Consider the following 14,547-nt stretch of genomic DNA (forward strand, 5'->3'; position numbering starts at 1 on the left):
CCCTGATGAATCCAATCGCCTAAATTTGAACACATTTGGTCGCTGAACCATTGTCTATTCAAGAACTAGAGTTATGTCTGTTCGAGTAAATTGGACGAGGATCAGGCCATGGATCGATTCGGACATCTGGGTGACGCACGCCTTCCGACCGTGCTGACCATCCCGGGTCTCAATAATAGCGGGCCAGGTCATTGGCAGACCCTATGGGAAGGATCGCGCGGCGATTGCCAGCGGGTCGATCTTGGCAGTTGGGCCAGCCCCAATCGCAATGCCTGGGTCACGCGCCTGGACGCCGCCATCCGGGAAGCGAACGGCCCCATCATCCTTGCCGCCCACAGCCTTGGGTGCCTGGCGGTCGCATGGTGGGGCGCGTTGCAGAGCCAGGCTTATGGCTGGCCGGTGACAGGAGCGCTTCTGGTCGCCCCGCCCGACTGCGACAGGATGGAAACGCCCGAGACGATCGGCGGATTCGGCCCGACGCCGCGCGCGCAACTGCCCTTCCCCTCCTATGTCGTCGCCAGCCGCAACGATCCCTATATCTTCTTCGAACGGGCTCACAGCGTCGCGAAAAATTGGGGAAGCACTTTCGTCGATGCGGGCTTCAGCGGCCATATCAATGCCGAATCGGGCTTGGGCGAATGGGACTTCGGCCAAGCGCTGCTCGACCAGCTGATCGACAATGCCCATGAACAGGCGTCGGTCATGCGCCAGATGCGGCCAGCCATCCCTCTCCAACATAATGAAAGAAGAATGAGCGCAATGCGGTTGATCAGTTGAACTGATGGGGCGCTGCAAGACAAACTTGGGCGCCCTATATATTTGCTTTTTTGTCTATTGAATTAGTTGAGATAAAAGCGGGCACAGAGGTGTTTATGAGTGACCATCGACCGATTGAATTTGCCCGCAATGGCCGCGCAGACGGCCAGCGGCACGATATTTCCGTAAGCATCGACAAGGTTCGCGGGGTGCTTGAAGCGCTGCGTTTCGGGTCGATCACCTTGACCGTGCATGATGCGCGCGTCGTCCAGATCGATGTAACGGAAAAGACTCGCCTCACCGCCTGAACAAAGCGGGGGCAACAAAGGGTCGTGAAATAAGCCGCCGGACAGGCGGTGAATAACAGGCGGCAAGGGGTGGGCCGCTCACTGTCCGTACCATTCCCAGACCATCGGCTTTGACCGGGCGAACCGGAAAAGTCGCGATCAACATTCACCGGACATCCGGAAGGGGAATTCTATGATTGCGCGTTCTCTGTTGCTCGCCACCGTGGCGAGCGCATCCTTTATTGCGTCCAATGCTTATGCAGAGGACGTGCCTCAGCCCGCCACAGATGCTGCCGAACAAGCCAGCAGCCCGCGCGCCGAGGTGATCATCGTCACCGCACGCCGTCGCCAGGAAACCGCGCAGGAAGTGCCCCTGGCGATCTCCGTGATCCGTGGCGACAGCATCGAAGCCACCGGCAACTTCAACGTCGTGAAGCTCCAGCAGCTGGCGCCGACGTTGCAGGTCTATACCACCAATCCGCGCAACACCTCGGTCAACATTCGTGGCCTGGGCGTTCCGTTCGGTTTGACCAGCGACGGATTTGAACAGGGCGTCGGCATCTATGTCGATGACGTTTATAATTCGCGCGTCGCCGCCGCGACCTTCGACTTCCTCGACGTTTCGCAGGTTGAAGTGCTGCGTGGGCCGCAGGGCTCGCTCTACGGCAAGAACACCACGGCCGGCGCGATCAACATCACCACCAACCAGCCGACCTTCGATTTCGAAGGCCGCGCCGAACTGACCGTGGGCAACCTCAACTACAGGCAGGCAAAGGCCGCCATATCCGGGCCGCTGTCGGACACCATCGCTGCCCGCCTCGCAATCGCTTCGACCAGCCGCCGTGGCACGATCTACAATGTGACGACGAACCGCTGGATCAACGAACAGGACAATCTGGGCCTCCGTGGCCAGCTGCTGTTCAAGCCGAACGACGACTTCAGCATCACCTTGTCGGGCGACTATAGCAAGCAGGACCCGGAATGCTGCGGCACCGTGTTCGTTCGTGTCGGCCGCACCCAGCGCCCGCTCAACCGTCAGTATGACGCGCTCGCCGCTGCCCAGAATTATGTCGTTCCCAGCCGCAATCCTTATGACCGGCTGACCGATCTCGACAGCAACCTCAATGCTGGTAACAAGATCGGCGGCGTGTCCGCGCGCATCAAGTGGGACATCGGTCCCGGCACGCTGACTTCCGTCACCGCCTGGCGCTTCTGGGACTGGAAGCCGGAAAATGACCGCGACTTCACCGGTCTGCCGATCGTGTCCAAGTCGCAGAACCCCTCGCAGCAGGACCAGTATAGCCAGGAATTCCGCTACAATTACGAAGGAGACAAGATAGACTTCGTCGTCGGCTTGTTCGGCTTCAAGCAGCGGATCGACACGCAGGGTACGGAGCAGCAGGGCGCAGCGGCGAGCAAGTGGAGCCTGACCCCGTCCACCTCACCCACCAATATCGCCAACAACCCTGCGACGCTGGCCGGTTTGACCGCGAGCAACACGCAGTGGCTCAAGAGCACCAGCGCCGCTCTTTTCGGCCAGGTGAGCTGGCATGTGAACGACGCCCTGACCATCCAGCCGGGCGCGCGGCTCAACTATGACAAGAAGTCCGGCTTCTATCAGCGCGTGGTGACCAACGGACAGGGTCAAGTCATCAGTTGCACCCCGGCTCCGGCCGCAGGCACTGTGCTGGCGGCACAGTGCGGCGTATATCAGCCGCAGGTCAGCGCGCCGTCCGACAGCGCCTGGAACTTCACCTATGACCTGAACGTCAACTACAAGATCGCGCGCGACATCCTCGCCTATGCGACCTATGCCAAGAGCTTCAAGACGCTGGGCATCAACCAGAACGGCTTGCCGCTCAACGCCGACAATACGGTCAACTTCGATGCGGGCACGGTGAAGCCGGAATCGGTCAACCATTATGAAATCGGCCTGAAGACCCAGTTCTGGGATCGCCGGGCGACCTTCAACCTCACCGCTTACCGCACCGACATCAAGAATTTCCAGGCGACGGTGAACGGCGGCCAGTTCGGCACCGTGCGCGGTTATTTGGCAAACGCTGGAAAGGTCCGGTCGCAGGGTATCGAGGCCGACTTCAAGGTCGTCGCCAGCGATCGCTTCACCGCCTATGCCAACGGCGCCTACACCGACGCGAAGTACAAGAAGTTCGTCGATGCGCCCTGCCCGCCTGAACTGTCCGGCGGCACGTTCCAATCGGCTACGGCGACGCCTGACTATTCACAGCCCGGTGTTCCTGGCGCCCTCAGCCCGCGTCAGTGCGACATCTCCGGTCAACGCCTGCCCGGCGTATCGCACTGGGCCTTCTCCTACGGCGCGGAATATAACATTCCGGTCACGCTGCTGGACAAGGAAGGTCAGGCGTATCTGGGCGTCGATGGCAATTATCGTTCGCACTGGAATTCGAACGCCTCGCCGTCGATCTATACGGAGGTGAAGGGCTATGCCCTCACCAACTTCCGCGCCGGCTTCCGTGGCGAAGGCTTTGATGTCTTCGGCTGGGTCCGCAACGCCTTCGACGTCAACTATATCGAAAATCTGCAGGTCGCACCCGGCAACACCGGCTTGATCGCTGGTCAGCCCGGCGACCCACGGACCTGGGGCGGGACGATTAAATTCTCGTTCTGATCCCGTAACGATGTTCACCCCTGCGGGAGCGGCACAGGCCCGCCGCTCCCGTTCTTTTTCAACTCGCTATTTTCTTCATTGAATACCGCTTCGACAAAACTGGACCGGCCCCTGATTTGCGCCCGCGACCCCGCTGGGCTACAGCCAACCCATGTCCACCACCTTCACGCTCGACACTTCCACCAGCCGCGCCAATCCCACCCCCGCGCCGATGAAGCGGCTGACCGTTCCCGCCATTCAGCGCCGCAAGGCGGAAGGCAAAACGGCCGAACCGCTGGTGATGTTGACCGCCTACACCGCCCGGCAGGCGCAGCTTCTCGATCCGCATTGCGACATGCTACTGGTCGGCGATTCGCTCGGTCAGGTCATTTACGGCCTGCCTTCGACGCTCCCCGTCACGCTCGACATGATGATCGCCCATGGCGCGGCCGTGGTGCGCGGCAGCTATCATAGCCTCGTCCTCGTCGATATGCCCTTCGGCAGTTACGAAGCATCCCCTGCCCATGCCTTCGCCAGCGCCAGCCGCGTCATGGCCGAAACCGGCTGCGCCGCCGTCAAACTGGAAGGCGGTCAGGCGATGTCCGAAACCATTGCCTTCCTCACCCAGCGCGGCATCCCGGTGATGGCCCATGTCGGCCTCACGCCCCAGGCCGTAAATGCGCTCGGCGGCTATGGCGCGCGCGGCAAAAGCCAGGAAGAACATGCCAAGATCATGGATGACGCCCGCGCCGTCGCCCAGGCTGGAGCCTTCGCTATAGTGCTGGAAGGCGTCATGGAAGACCTCGCCGTCGCCATCACCGACAGCCTGGACATACCCGTCATCGGCATCGGGGCGTCTGCCCATTGCGATGGCCAGGTGCTGGTCGCCGAAGACATGCTCGGCATGTTCGAACGCACCCCCCGCTTCGTCAAACGCTATGAAAATATCGCCGACACCATCAGCGGCGCGGCCGAGCGTTACGCCACTGAAGTGCGCAATCGCAGCTTTCCCACCGCAGATCAGGTCTATCGGCCCAAAAAGTGATTTGCGCTAAGCTCCGCCGCCGCTATTGATCGCGCCTTCCGCGAGCTTTTTCTGACGCCTATCTGGAGACCCAAGTGGCCCTGACGCCGCAAAACAGCGAAGCCTTCATGCGCGAGGTCGATGAGGCCGTCCGCCAGGATCAGCTGCTGACCTTCTGGCAGCGCTTCGGCCGCTGGATCGTCGCGGCCGTCGTCATTGGCCTCGTGGCGTTCGCCGGCTGGCTCTACTGGCAGCATCATAGCGCCACCCGATCGCAAGCCGTTTCGGAAGAGATGGACAAGGTGATCGCCACGGCAGTGGGCGGCGGAACGCCCGACGCCAAGCAGCTCGACGCCCTTGCCGACGCCAGCCAGCCCGGCTTCCGCGCCTCGGCCCTTTTGGTGAAGGCTGGGACCGCGGCACGCAAGGGCGACAGCAAGGCTGCCATCGCCGCCTACAAGGCGATGGCGCAGGACAGCTCCCTGGATCAGCCCTATCGCGACCTCGCCCTGATCCGCCAGACGACGCTGGAATTTGAAGCGCTACAGCCCCAGCAGGTGGTCGATCGCTTGAAGCCCCTTGCGGTGGAAGGCGCGCCATGGTTCGGCAGCGCGGGCGAAATGGTCGCGATCGCCTATATGAAAATGCGCAAGCCCGATCTCGCCGGCCCGCTGTTCGCGGCTATGGCGAAGGATGCGAGCGTGCCTCAGTCGATCCGTTCACGCGCGCGACAGATGGCGGGACTATTGGGGATTGATGCGGTCGAAACGCCGGCTGAGCCTGGACAGGGATGAAGATAAGCGCATGGGGATGCACAGCATGACGAAATTTGCGGGCACGCGCCGCGCCCTGACCGTGGCTGCGATGGTCGCCCTCTTGGCGGGCTGCGGCATCATCGGCGGCAAGAAGGGCGGGCCCAAGACACCCGTGGTCGGCAACCGCATGTCAATCCTGACCAACGAACAGGGCGTGGAGGTTGATCCAACCTTGGCTGATGTGCCTGTGTCGCTGCCGGAAGCCTACGCCAATGATCAATGGTCGCAGCCGGGCGGCTCCCCGGCGAAGGCTATGGGCCATCTTGCCCTTGGCGCATCGCCCGCAACCAGCTGGACCACGTCGATCGAGGGCAGCACGCCCAGGGCGCGCCTCGCCTCGTCGCCGGTCGTGGCCAACGGCAAGCTCTATGTCATCGATGCCGGCGCTCATGTCTTGGCATTCGACGCCGCCAGCGGCGCCAAGCTGTGGCAGACCTCGCTCCCGGCCGAGGGTAGCGGCCGCTCCCTGTTCGGCGGCGGTGTCAGCATTGTCGATGACAAACTTTATGCGAGCACAGGCGTCGGCGACGTAGCCGCTCTTAACGCCGCGAACGGCTCGATCCTGTGGAAGAAGCGTCCCGGCGGCCCGCTCCGCGGCGCGCCGACGCTCGCCAACGGTCATGTCTATGTCATGGGCCAGGACAATCAGATTTTCGCTCTGAACCAAACCGATGGCGAAGTGCAATGGACCGATAGCGGAACGCTGCAGGTGACCGGCGTGTTCGGCGTCGCGGCTCCCGCCGCCGCGCAGGGCACTGTGATCGCGGGCTACAGCTCGGGCGAACTGACTGCCTATCGCTATGAAAATGGCCGTACCCTGTGGGGCGACGCCCTTTCCCGCACCAGCATTTCGACGGCAGTCGCCAGCCTCACCGACATCGACGCCAATCCGGTGATCGACCGCGGCCGCGTATTCGCCATAGGTCAGGGCGGCCGCATGGCCTCCTATGAATTGGTAAGTGGCCAGCGCCTGTGGGAAATCAACGTCGCAGGCATTTCGACCCCATGGGTCGCGGGCGAATGGGTGTTTGTCGTCACCAGCGACGCCAAGCTGCTCTGCGTCGCCCGCGCGACCGGCAAGATCCGCTGGATCAGCCAACTGCGCCGCTGGGAAAAGGAAAAGAAGAAGGCCAATGCGATCCGCTGGACCGGCCCTGTGCTGGCGGGGGGACGGCTGATCCTTGTATCCACGCATGGCGATCTGAACTATGTCGATCCGGCGACCGGGGCGGTCCAGAGCACGGTCGATATGGATCGGTCCATGTCGCTGTCGCCCGTCGTCGCCAACAACATGCTCTATATTCTGGCTGATGACGGCCGCCTGACGGCGCTTCGTTAACGCCCATAATGATGTTAGATAAGCGTGCTCCCGCGAAGGCAGGAGCCCAGCTCCGCTGTCTGGACTGGGCTTCTGCCGTCGCGGGAGCAGCGGTATTTTAAAGGAAACGGGCCATAATGCTGCCCACTGTTGCCATTGTCGGACGGCCCAATGTGGGCAAGTCCACCCTTTTCAACCGGCTCGTCGGCAAGAAGCTGGCGCTGGTCGATGACCAGCCCGGCGTCACGCGCGACCGGCGCGAGGGGCAGGCGAACCTGCTCGGCGTCGATTTCACGATCATCGACACTGCGGGCTATGAGGATGAGGATCCTCAGACCCTCCCCGGCCGTATGCGCCTTCAGACGCAGGCGGCGGTTGAAAGCGCTGACGTAGCCCTTTTCCTGATGGACGCCCGCGCGGGCGTCACCCCGCTCGACGAGGAGATCGCCCGCTGGCTGCGCGAAGGCGATCTACCGGTGGTGCTGGTCGCCAACAAGGCGGAAGGCAGGCAGGGCAATGATGGCGTCATGGAGGCATTCAGCCTCGGCCTCGGCGAACCTGTTCCCCTTTCGGCGGAACATGGCCAGGGCATGGCCGATCTGTTCCAGGCTCTCCTTCCCTATGTCGATCGCGAGGAAGAGGAAGTAGAGGAAGCGGAGCCGAGCGAGGCCGACCTGGAGGCCGCGCCGCTCAAGCTCGCCATCGTTGGCCGCCCAAACGCGGGCAAATCGACGCTCATCAACCGCCTGCTTGGCGAGAACCGCCTGCTCACCGGCCCCGAAGCCGGGATCACGCGTGACAGCATCGCGGTCGATTGGAAATGGACGAGTCCGGACGGCGAAGAACGGCCGGTCAGGCTGATCGATACGGCCGGCATGCGCAAGCGCGCCAAGGTGCAGGACAAGCTGGAAAAGCTCGCCGTTTCGGACGGTCTGAACGCTGTGAACTTCGCTGAAGTCGTCGTTCTTCTGCTCGACTCCACACGCGGCCTGGAGGCGCAGGACCTGCGCATCGCGGATAAGGTGATCGAGGAAGGGCGCGCACTCGTCGTCGCGCTCAACAAATGGGACACGGTGGAAAACGGATCGGCCCTTTATCAGGGCATCAAGCAGGCGCTCTCGGACGGACTAGCGCAGATACGCGGCGTTCCCATCATGACCGTCTCGGGCGCCACGGGTAAGGGGCTGGACGACCTGATCCGCGTCGCCTTCGAAACCCGCACCTCCTGGTCGCAGCGCGTGTCCACCGGCATCCTCAATCGCTGGTTCGAACGCGCGCTGGAAGCCAATCCACCCCCTGCTCCCGGCGGCAAGCGGATCAAGCTGCGCTACATTACGCAGAACAAGACACGGCCGCCCACCTTCGTGCTGTTTGGCACTCGCCTCGATGAACTGCCGGAAAGCTATCGCCGCTATCTCGTCAACGGCATTCGCAAGGAACTGGGCTTCGGGGCTGTGCCAGTGCGGCTGACCCTGCGCAGCGCGCGCAATCCTTATGCCACCAAGTGAGCCCCTTCATGTCGATGCCAGAGGCATGAAATGTCCCTGGCCCGCCCTGCGCGCCGCCCGCGCAATGCGCGCGGCCGATGCGGTGACGATCGAAGCCGACGATCCCAACGCCGCTTACGAGCTGGAGGCGCTGACCCAGCGACAAGGCTGGAAGTTCCTAGCGATCGCAACACATCGCTTTGAACTGACGCGATAATCTTGAAGCCCGGTCGTTCCTGACCTGGCGGCTTAACCTGCTGTTTACGCTCGGCTTCTATGGTAAGGCCATAACAAGGAGTGTCGCGGCGTGTCATATCAAGAGGCAGAACTGGTCAATCAGGCCGATCTCGCCAAGTCGAGGTCGGAGCTCGGCAGCGCATTTCTGCGAATTCTCGGCTATTTCCGGGAAGATGGCGACAAGGCTATCAGCGCGATCGAAAAGGCGATCCGCGAACGCAGCGCCGTCGCGCTTGTAACGCCTGCTCATACACTGAAGGGTGAATCGGCGCAGTTCGGCGCTCACCGGCTCAGCAGCATGGCCGAACGGATCGAGATGGTCGCGCGGCGCTGCGTGGAAACACGAGAAGGGCCGGATGAACTGATCGAAATCGTCGTCGGCCTGCGCCCCTGCTTTACCGAGACGATGTCCCTGCTTGATCGGGACTCCAATCCGCTGGTCGCGCGCCGCCCTGCCACTTTCGGCCGCCGTGGTGATGCGCCGCAGGGTTTCGGCCGGGCAATCTAACCCTTTCCGATCATCAAGTATTGAAATAAAACGGATCATCGCCCCATATGCAGGCGATGATCCGTTTTTCCGTTCTGGACCTCGTCCCCGTTGTCGAAGGAGGCAGCGTTAGCGACGCACTGGCCAAAGCAGCGAGCTTCGCCGCGCATGCCGAAAGCCTGGGTTTCCATCGCTATTGGGTGGCGGAGCATCACGGCATGCCTGGCATTGCGTCGGCCGCCACGTCTGTCGTGCTGGCGCATATTGGGCACGCGACATCCACCATTCGGATCGGAGCGGGAGGCATCATGCTGCCCAATCACGCGCCGCTGCTGATTGCCGAGCAGTTTGGCACGCTCGCAGCGCTGTTTCCGGGCCGCGTGGACCTGGGGCTGGGACGGGCACCGGGGTCCGACCAGCGTGTGGCTCAGGCGATGCGGCGGACGCTGTCCGGCGCGCCGGACGAGTTTCCGCGCGATGTTATGGAGCTTCAAGCCTATTTCGCCGGTGACCAGCGCCTCGGCTTTCAAGCGACGCCCGGGGCTGGCGAAACGGTGCCGCTTTGGATTCTGGGATCCAGCCTCTACGGCGCGCAACTCGCGGCGGCGCTGGGGCTGCCCTACGCCTTCGCTTCGCATTTCGCGCCCGGCGCCCTCAACGAAGCGATCGCCATCTACCGCCGCGACTTTCGCCCATCGGCGCAGCTTGAGCGCCCCTATGTCATGGCCGGTTTCAATATATTCGCTGCGGATACGATGGACGAAGCTCGGCTTCTGGCCACATCGATGCAGCAGGCATTCGTGCGTCTGCGGACTGGCCAACCGGGCAAGCTGCAACCGCCGGTCCCAGGCTATCTCGAAAGCCTGCCTCCCGGCGCGCAAGCCATGTTGTCCGATGTTCTGAGCGCCACCAGCATCGGCGATCAGGCCAAGGTGGGGCGCGATATAGCCCGCTTCATCGAACACACCGGCGTGGATGAATTGATCATCGGCGGGCAGATATATGATTTTGAAGCCCGCAAACGCAGCCTTGAAATCGCCATGGCCGCAGCCAAAGCGATAGCTGGTTAGACTTCAGGTTCGCTGTAATCGTCCACCGCTCAGCACCTTGGCCATGCCCGGCCATGCGCGGCTCAGCATCGACCCCAGCAGCAGAACCGCAACCAGTACCAGCAGCGGCTGGATCAACAGATAAGCAGGATAAAGCGGCGAACCTAGCTTGCCGAACAACGCCCCAAGCACTGGACCACCCAGCCAGATCAAGATGAGGTGCGAACAGAAGAGCAGAAAGGCGAAGGGCTCGATCCGCAGCAGCATGCCGCGGACAGGACTACCGGCGAGCGCCCATGATAGACGCCAAAAGCAGGCGGCGGCCGCGACTCGAACCGCCAAGTCCAGTACACCGATCTCGATCGCTGCCCCACGGGTTGCCTGCAGCGAGAAGTGCAGTTGTACCGCCATGAGCAGCAGGAATGGCAGCGCCGCAATGGGCAAGCCCAGCGCCGCCACCCGTTCGGCCAGTCCGATGCGCCGCGCCATCATGCCGATCACGAAGAAGAACAGGATCGCAGGCCGCATCAACACCGGCGGCCCCCAACCCATCAACTGCGCCAGCGCCGCAGCGCCCGCAACGCTCACCAGCAGCCAGGCGGGCGAACGGACGAGCAGCGGCGCTGCGCACATGCATAGGAACAGATCGCGCAGGAACGGCATCTGCACGTTGATGTCAGGATTACGGCTGACGATGAACAGTTCCTGGAACAACCAGTCGAACGACACGGGGACCGGAGCGGAAAGGTCGAGCAGCCACGCCGCGCCGGAAACGAGCAGGATCCCCAGCCCATTCCACAGCACCATCGGCAACAGGATCGTCCGCGCCTTGCGCAGGACATGCGCAAACCAGTTCTGCGTCCGCGATGACCCGCCGACCAGCCATCCCGAAATGACGCCGAGCAGCGGTACGGCGCTGCGCCCGAAAATCTCCATCAAAAGCCAGCGCAAATTTTCTTGTGGCGTGCCGCGGGCGACTTCCAAATCATGGCCATTGAGGCCCGTCCACGCATGAACATACACGACGCCCAAAATGCAGATCACGCGGGCGATAGAGATTGCATCCGATCTGCGCGCTGCATTGGCCGTCATGATATGAGACAAGCGAAAATCCTGATGATGCCGCCATCAACGGGCCGATACGGATGGCAAATGATTCGCGCCAGAGCCGGTGCCACTGCGCGCGGCGGATAGTGGCTGCGCCGGGGCAAGCAGGTCAAATTGAAAAGAGACCCGCAGTTGGACGCCCTTCCGATAGCCAATTCTTTACCTCTCACAAGCTAAACCCAGGCGAGGCTCCGGCAATATGTGCCGGCGGCAGGGGATTTAAGAGGGGCGTATGAGCCACATGCCAGGAGCAGCTGAATTCACTCAGGCCCATGCTTATGCGCAGCCCGCTCCAGCGGCCGCCATGGGTGCCGTGTTCCAAATCGCCGGTTCCAGCTCAAAGATACTTATCGACGCCGGCTGCATAGCCGCTCTGGCGCACGAAGCCGATCCGTGCATCGCCATGGCGGGGCAAGTGGGCAGCCAAGTCAAGATGCGCGTCGGCAACAGTTGGCTGATCGCCAGCGTACGGTCCATGGCGCTCGATCGACAGGACAGCGGCATGATCGTCGCCGATGTCGATTTCCTCGGCGAAGGCGATGAGGAAAAGCTCACCGGTCGCATCTATCACTTCCGCCGCGGCGTCACCCGCTATCCGGCGCCTGGCACGGAGATATTCCCCGTCTCCAGCGCCGATATGCAGCAAATCTACGCCGCCGACGACAGACCACACGTGCAGATCGGCACGGTGTACCCCACCGCAGACACGCGCGCAGCGCTTTATGTGGACTCCATGTTGGGCAAGCATTTCGCCCTGCTGGGTTCGACGGGTACTGGTAAATCGACCAGCGCCGCACTCATCCTTCACCGCATCTGCGACCTGTCGCCCGAAGGTCACATCGTGATGATCGACCCCCACGGCGAATATGGCGCAGCTTTCGCCCAAAATGGCGCGGTGTTCGACGTCGGCAATCTCGCCCTGCCCTATTGGCTGATGAATTTCGAAGAGCATTGCGAGGTGTTCGTCACCTCCGAAGGGTCCGACCGGACGGTGGATTGCGACATCCTCGCCAAGTGCCTGCTGGCCGCCCGGCAGAAGAATCGGCTGGCGGAGAGCATCGGTCGCCTGACGGTCGATTCGCCTGTCCCCTATCTTCTGTCGGACCTGACCAACATCCTGCAGAATGAGATGGGCAAGCTCGACAAGGGCACCGGCGCACTCCCCTATATGCGGCTCAAGACCAAGATCGACGAGATCAAGACTGACCCGCGCTACAGCTTCATGTTCTCTGGCATGCTCGTCGCGGACACGATGCAGGAGTTTCTGGCGAAGATCTTTCGCCTGCCCTCCGGTGGGAAGCCGATCTCCATTATCGATGTGTCCGCCATGCCCTCGGACATCACTTCAGTCGTGGTATCGGTGCTGTCGCGGCTGGTGTTCGACTATGCCATCTGGGCTCGCGACGAGGCACAACGGCCCATCCTGCTCGTCTGCGAGGAAGCGCATCGCTACATTCCCAGCACCACCACAGGCGGCGGCCAGGCCGTGCGCCGCATCCTGGAGCGGATCGCCAAGGAAGGCCGTAAATATGGCGTGTCGCTTGGCCTCATCACCCAGCGCCCGTCCGACCTTGCCGAAGGCGTGCTGTCGCAGTGCGGCACGATCATCTCGATGCGCCTCAACAATGATCGCGACCAAGCCTTCGTAAAGGCGGCAATGCCCGAAGGCGCGCGTGGTTTCCTTGATTCCATCCCTGCGCTGCGAAACCGAGAGGCGATCATCTGCGGCGAAGGTGTCGCGGTGCCGATCCGTGTTGCCCTCGACAATCTCGAAGAAGAACGGCGTCCCGCATCGAGCGACCCCAGCTTCACAGAATTATGGCGTCAATCCGGCGGCGAAGCCGACATTCTCGATCGCACCATCACGCGCTGGCGCAGCCAGGGCCGTTAAGGAGTCATCCCGTGGGCGCCAAACGTCCCGCGGGCTCGCTTTCCGCATTGATGCTTTCGCGACACTCTTCCTCATGGACGGGCACCAGCAGCTTCGCTTTGCGCCAGCCACCCTGCCGATAGACCAGCGCAGCGAGCAGCAAAGATGAGCCGGAGCTGATTGGGAAGCTCAGCCATAGCGCGTCCGCACCAAGATGCGGGTAGGCCCAATGGTAGAAGGCGAGCCGAACGCCAAAAAGCGTCGTTATCAAGATCAAAAGCGGCTTAACGACCACGCCGTTCGCGCGCATCACGCCGAACAGAATCATAGTGCAGCCAAACAGCATGAAACTCCAGCTAGCCAGCAGTTGCATATGCCAGGCGGCCTGTATCGCCATTTCATTATCGCCGAGAAAAAGCGATAAAATCGGCGCGTGAAACAACAGGATAACGCCGACCATGGTGCCGGTAATCAGCAACAGGTAACCCATGCCGAAGCCGGTGATCCGCCCGATCCGGTCCCAGCGTTCCGCCCCGACATTCTGTGCGACCATGGCGCTTACCGCGCCGCCCATGGCCATCGAAGGCATTTGCAAATAAGTCCAGATCTGTTGCGCCGCGCCATATGCGGCAGTGACTAAGAAGCCTTCCCGGTTGACCAGCCCAATCATCACCAATCCGGTGGCAGACATGACGATCATCTGCAGGCCCATGGGCAACCCCTTTCCCAATAAGAGACGGATCTGGGTGGGATCTGGCCACAAATAGGCCAACTCCGGCCCGCGCAGGCGCAGAGGCAGGTCCTTGGCGTAGATGTAGAGAATGACTCCGATCATGCTGATGAAGCCTGCCGCCGCCGTGGCCGCCGCGGATCCGCCGATGCCCATTGCCGGTATGGGTCCAAGGCCGAGGATCAGCACTGGATTGAGGACAAGATCAACGCCGACGCTTACGAACATGAAGATCAGGGGCGTGCGCGCATCACCAGTGCCCCGCAGGCCCATCATGATCATGACGCCGATCAGCGTGGCCGGCATCGCGATGAAGATCACGCGCAAATAGGTGAGCGCCAGCCCGAATGCCTCGGGCGGGGTCGCCAACATGCGCAGCATAGCAGGCGCACCGATCCAGCCTCCCCCCGCCACCACTAGGCCCAGCAGCGTACAAAACCCGACAGCCGAACCAAAAGCTCGCCGCGCCGCGTCCATGTCGCCTCGCCCCGCCGCCTGCGCGATCATGACTGTCGATGCCATGCCGAAGCCGAAGACGATGGAGAACATCAGGAACATGGTGATGTTCGCGTTGGCGGTGGCGGCAAGCGCCTGCGCGCCCAGAAAACGGCCGATCCAAATCGCGTTGATCGATCCGTTTAGCGATTGAAGGATGTTGGACGCCAAAGTCGGGATAGCAAAGAGCAGCAGTGTCGATGCGATAGGCCCCTGCGTAAGATCCTTAGCACCGCGCTTTTCAGCCGCCATCATTTCA

Annotated in this window: 13 protein-coding genes; 11 read left to right on the top strand and 2 right to left on the bottom strand. The window is 62.0% G+C overall.

Annotation, left to right across the window (positions count from 1 at the left end):
- Nucleotides 1–108: 108 nt before the first annotated feature.
- The 10 genes from ACFO3E_RS03670 to ACFO3E_RS03715 all read left to right on the top strand — a co-directional run bounded on the left by ACFO3E_RS03670 (nucleotide 109) and on the right by ACFO3E_RS03715 (nucleotide 10,107).
- Nucleotides 109–777, top strand: coding sequence for an RBBP9/YdeN family alpha/beta hydrolase (locus ACFO3E_RS03670; RefSeq protein ID WP_066528637.1), 669 nt, complete (start codon nucleotides 109–111; stop codon nucleotides 775–777).
- 95 nt (nucleotides 778–872) lie between these two features.
- A complete protein-coding gene (locus tag ACFO3E_RS03675; protein ID WP_066524634.1) occupies nucleotides 873–1,064 on the top strand; it encodes a YezD family protein in 192 nt (63 codons plus the stop codon).
- Between the two features lie 172 nt (nucleotides 1,065–1,236).
- Nucleotides 1,237–3,690 carry a TonB-dependent receptor gene (locus tag ACFO3E_RS03680; RefSeq protein WP_066524637.1) on the top strand — a complete coding sequence of 818 codons (2,454 nt, stop codon included), beginning with the start codon at nucleotides 1,237–1,239 and terminating at the stop codon, nucleotides 3,688–3,690.
- A 151-nt stretch (nucleotides 3,691–3,841) separates the two neighbouring features.
- Nucleotides 3,842–4,714, top strand: a complete 873-nt coding sequence (gene panB / locus ACFO3E_RS03685; protein ID WP_380802568.1) for a 3-methyl-2-oxobutanoate hydroxymethyltransferase — start codon at nucleotides 3,842–3,844, stop codon at nucleotides 4,712–4,714.
- Nucleotides 4,715–4,788: 74 nt separating this feature from the next.
- Complete coding sequence (locus tag ACFO3E_RS03690) at nucleotides 4,789–5,487, top strand: tetratricopeptide repeat protein (RefSeq protein ID WP_066524641.1); 699 nt, start codon at nucleotides 4,789–4,791, stop codon at nucleotides 5,485–5,487.
- A 10-nt stretch (nucleotides 5,488–5,497) separates the two neighbouring features.
- On the top strand, nucleotides 5,498–6,847 hold the full coding sequence (locus ACFO3E_RS03695; protein WP_066528640.1) for a PQQ-like beta-propeller repeat protein: 1,350 nt from the start codon (nucleotides 5,498–5,500) through the stop codon (nucleotides 6,845–6,847).
- 116 nt (nucleotides 6,848–6,963) lie between these two features.
- Entirely contained in the window at nucleotides 6,964–8,334 is a 1,371-nt protein-coding gene (gene der / locus ACFO3E_RS03700) for a ribosome biogenesis GTPase Der (RefSeq protein WP_066524642.1), read from the top strand.
- Entirely contained in the window at nucleotides 8,321–8,530 is a 210-nt protein-coding gene (locus ACFO3E_RS03705; RefSeq protein WP_380802573.1) for a sulfurtransferase TusA family protein, read from the top strand. Before der ends, ACFO3E_RS03705 begins: the two co-directional genes overlap by 14 nt.
- Nucleotides 8,531–8,620: 90 nt before the next feature.
- The gene (locus ACFO3E_RS03710) at nucleotides 8,621–9,058 is read left to right on the top strand and encodes an Hpt domain-containing protein (RefSeq protein ID WP_066524644.1); all 438 of its coding nucleotides are present in this window, start codon (nucleotides 8,621–8,623) and stop codon (nucleotides 9,056–9,058) included.
- A gap of 56 nt (nucleotides 9,059–9,114) precedes the next feature.
- Nucleotides 9,115–10,107 (top strand): LLM class flavin-dependent oxidoreductase, encoded by a 993-nt coding sequence (locus tag ACFO3E_RS03715; RefSeq protein ID WP_380802575.1) that lies wholly within the window; start codon nucleotides 9,115–9,117, stop codon nucleotides 10,105–10,107.
- A gap of 3 nt (nucleotides 10,108–10,110) precedes the next feature.
- Here the strand turns inward: ACFO3E_RS03715 and ACFO3E_RS03720 are convergent, their stop codons facing one another.
- Nucleotides 10,111–11,178 carry an acyltransferase family protein gene (locus ACFO3E_RS03720; protein ID WP_380802577.1) on the bottom strand — a complete coding sequence of 356 codons (1,068 nt, stop codon included), beginning with the start codon at nucleotides 11,176–11,178 and terminating at the stop codon, nucleotides 10,111–10,113.
- Between the two features lie 247 nt (nucleotides 11,179–11,425).
- Between ACFO3E_RS03720 and ACFO3E_RS03725 the strand changes: the two genes are divergently transcribed.
- Nucleotides 11,426–13,084: an ATP-binding protein gene (locus ACFO3E_RS03725; RefSeq protein ID WP_380802579.1), complete on the top strand. Its 1,659-nt coding sequence runs from the start codon at nucleotides 11,426–11,428 to the stop codon at nucleotides 13,082–13,084.
- Between the two features lie 4 nt (nucleotides 13,085–13,088).
- Here ACFO3E_RS03725 and ACFO3E_RS03730 read toward each other — a convergent pair whose 3' ends face one another.
- Nucleotides 13,089–14,543 carry an MATE family efflux transporter gene (locus tag ACFO3E_RS03730; protein WP_380802581.1) on the bottom strand — a complete coding sequence of 485 codons (1,455 nt, stop codon included), beginning with the start codon at nucleotides 14,541–14,543 and terminating at the stop codon, nucleotides 13,089–13,091.
- Between the last annotated feature and the right edge of the window lie 4 nt (nucleotides 14,544–14,547).

This window comes from Sphingobium tyrosinilyticum (assembly GCF_042654265.1).
In the GTDB taxonomy this organism is placed as follows: Bacteria; Pseudomonadota; Alphaproteobacteria; order Sphingomonadales; family Sphingomonadaceae; genus Sphingobium; species Sphingobium tyrosinilyticum.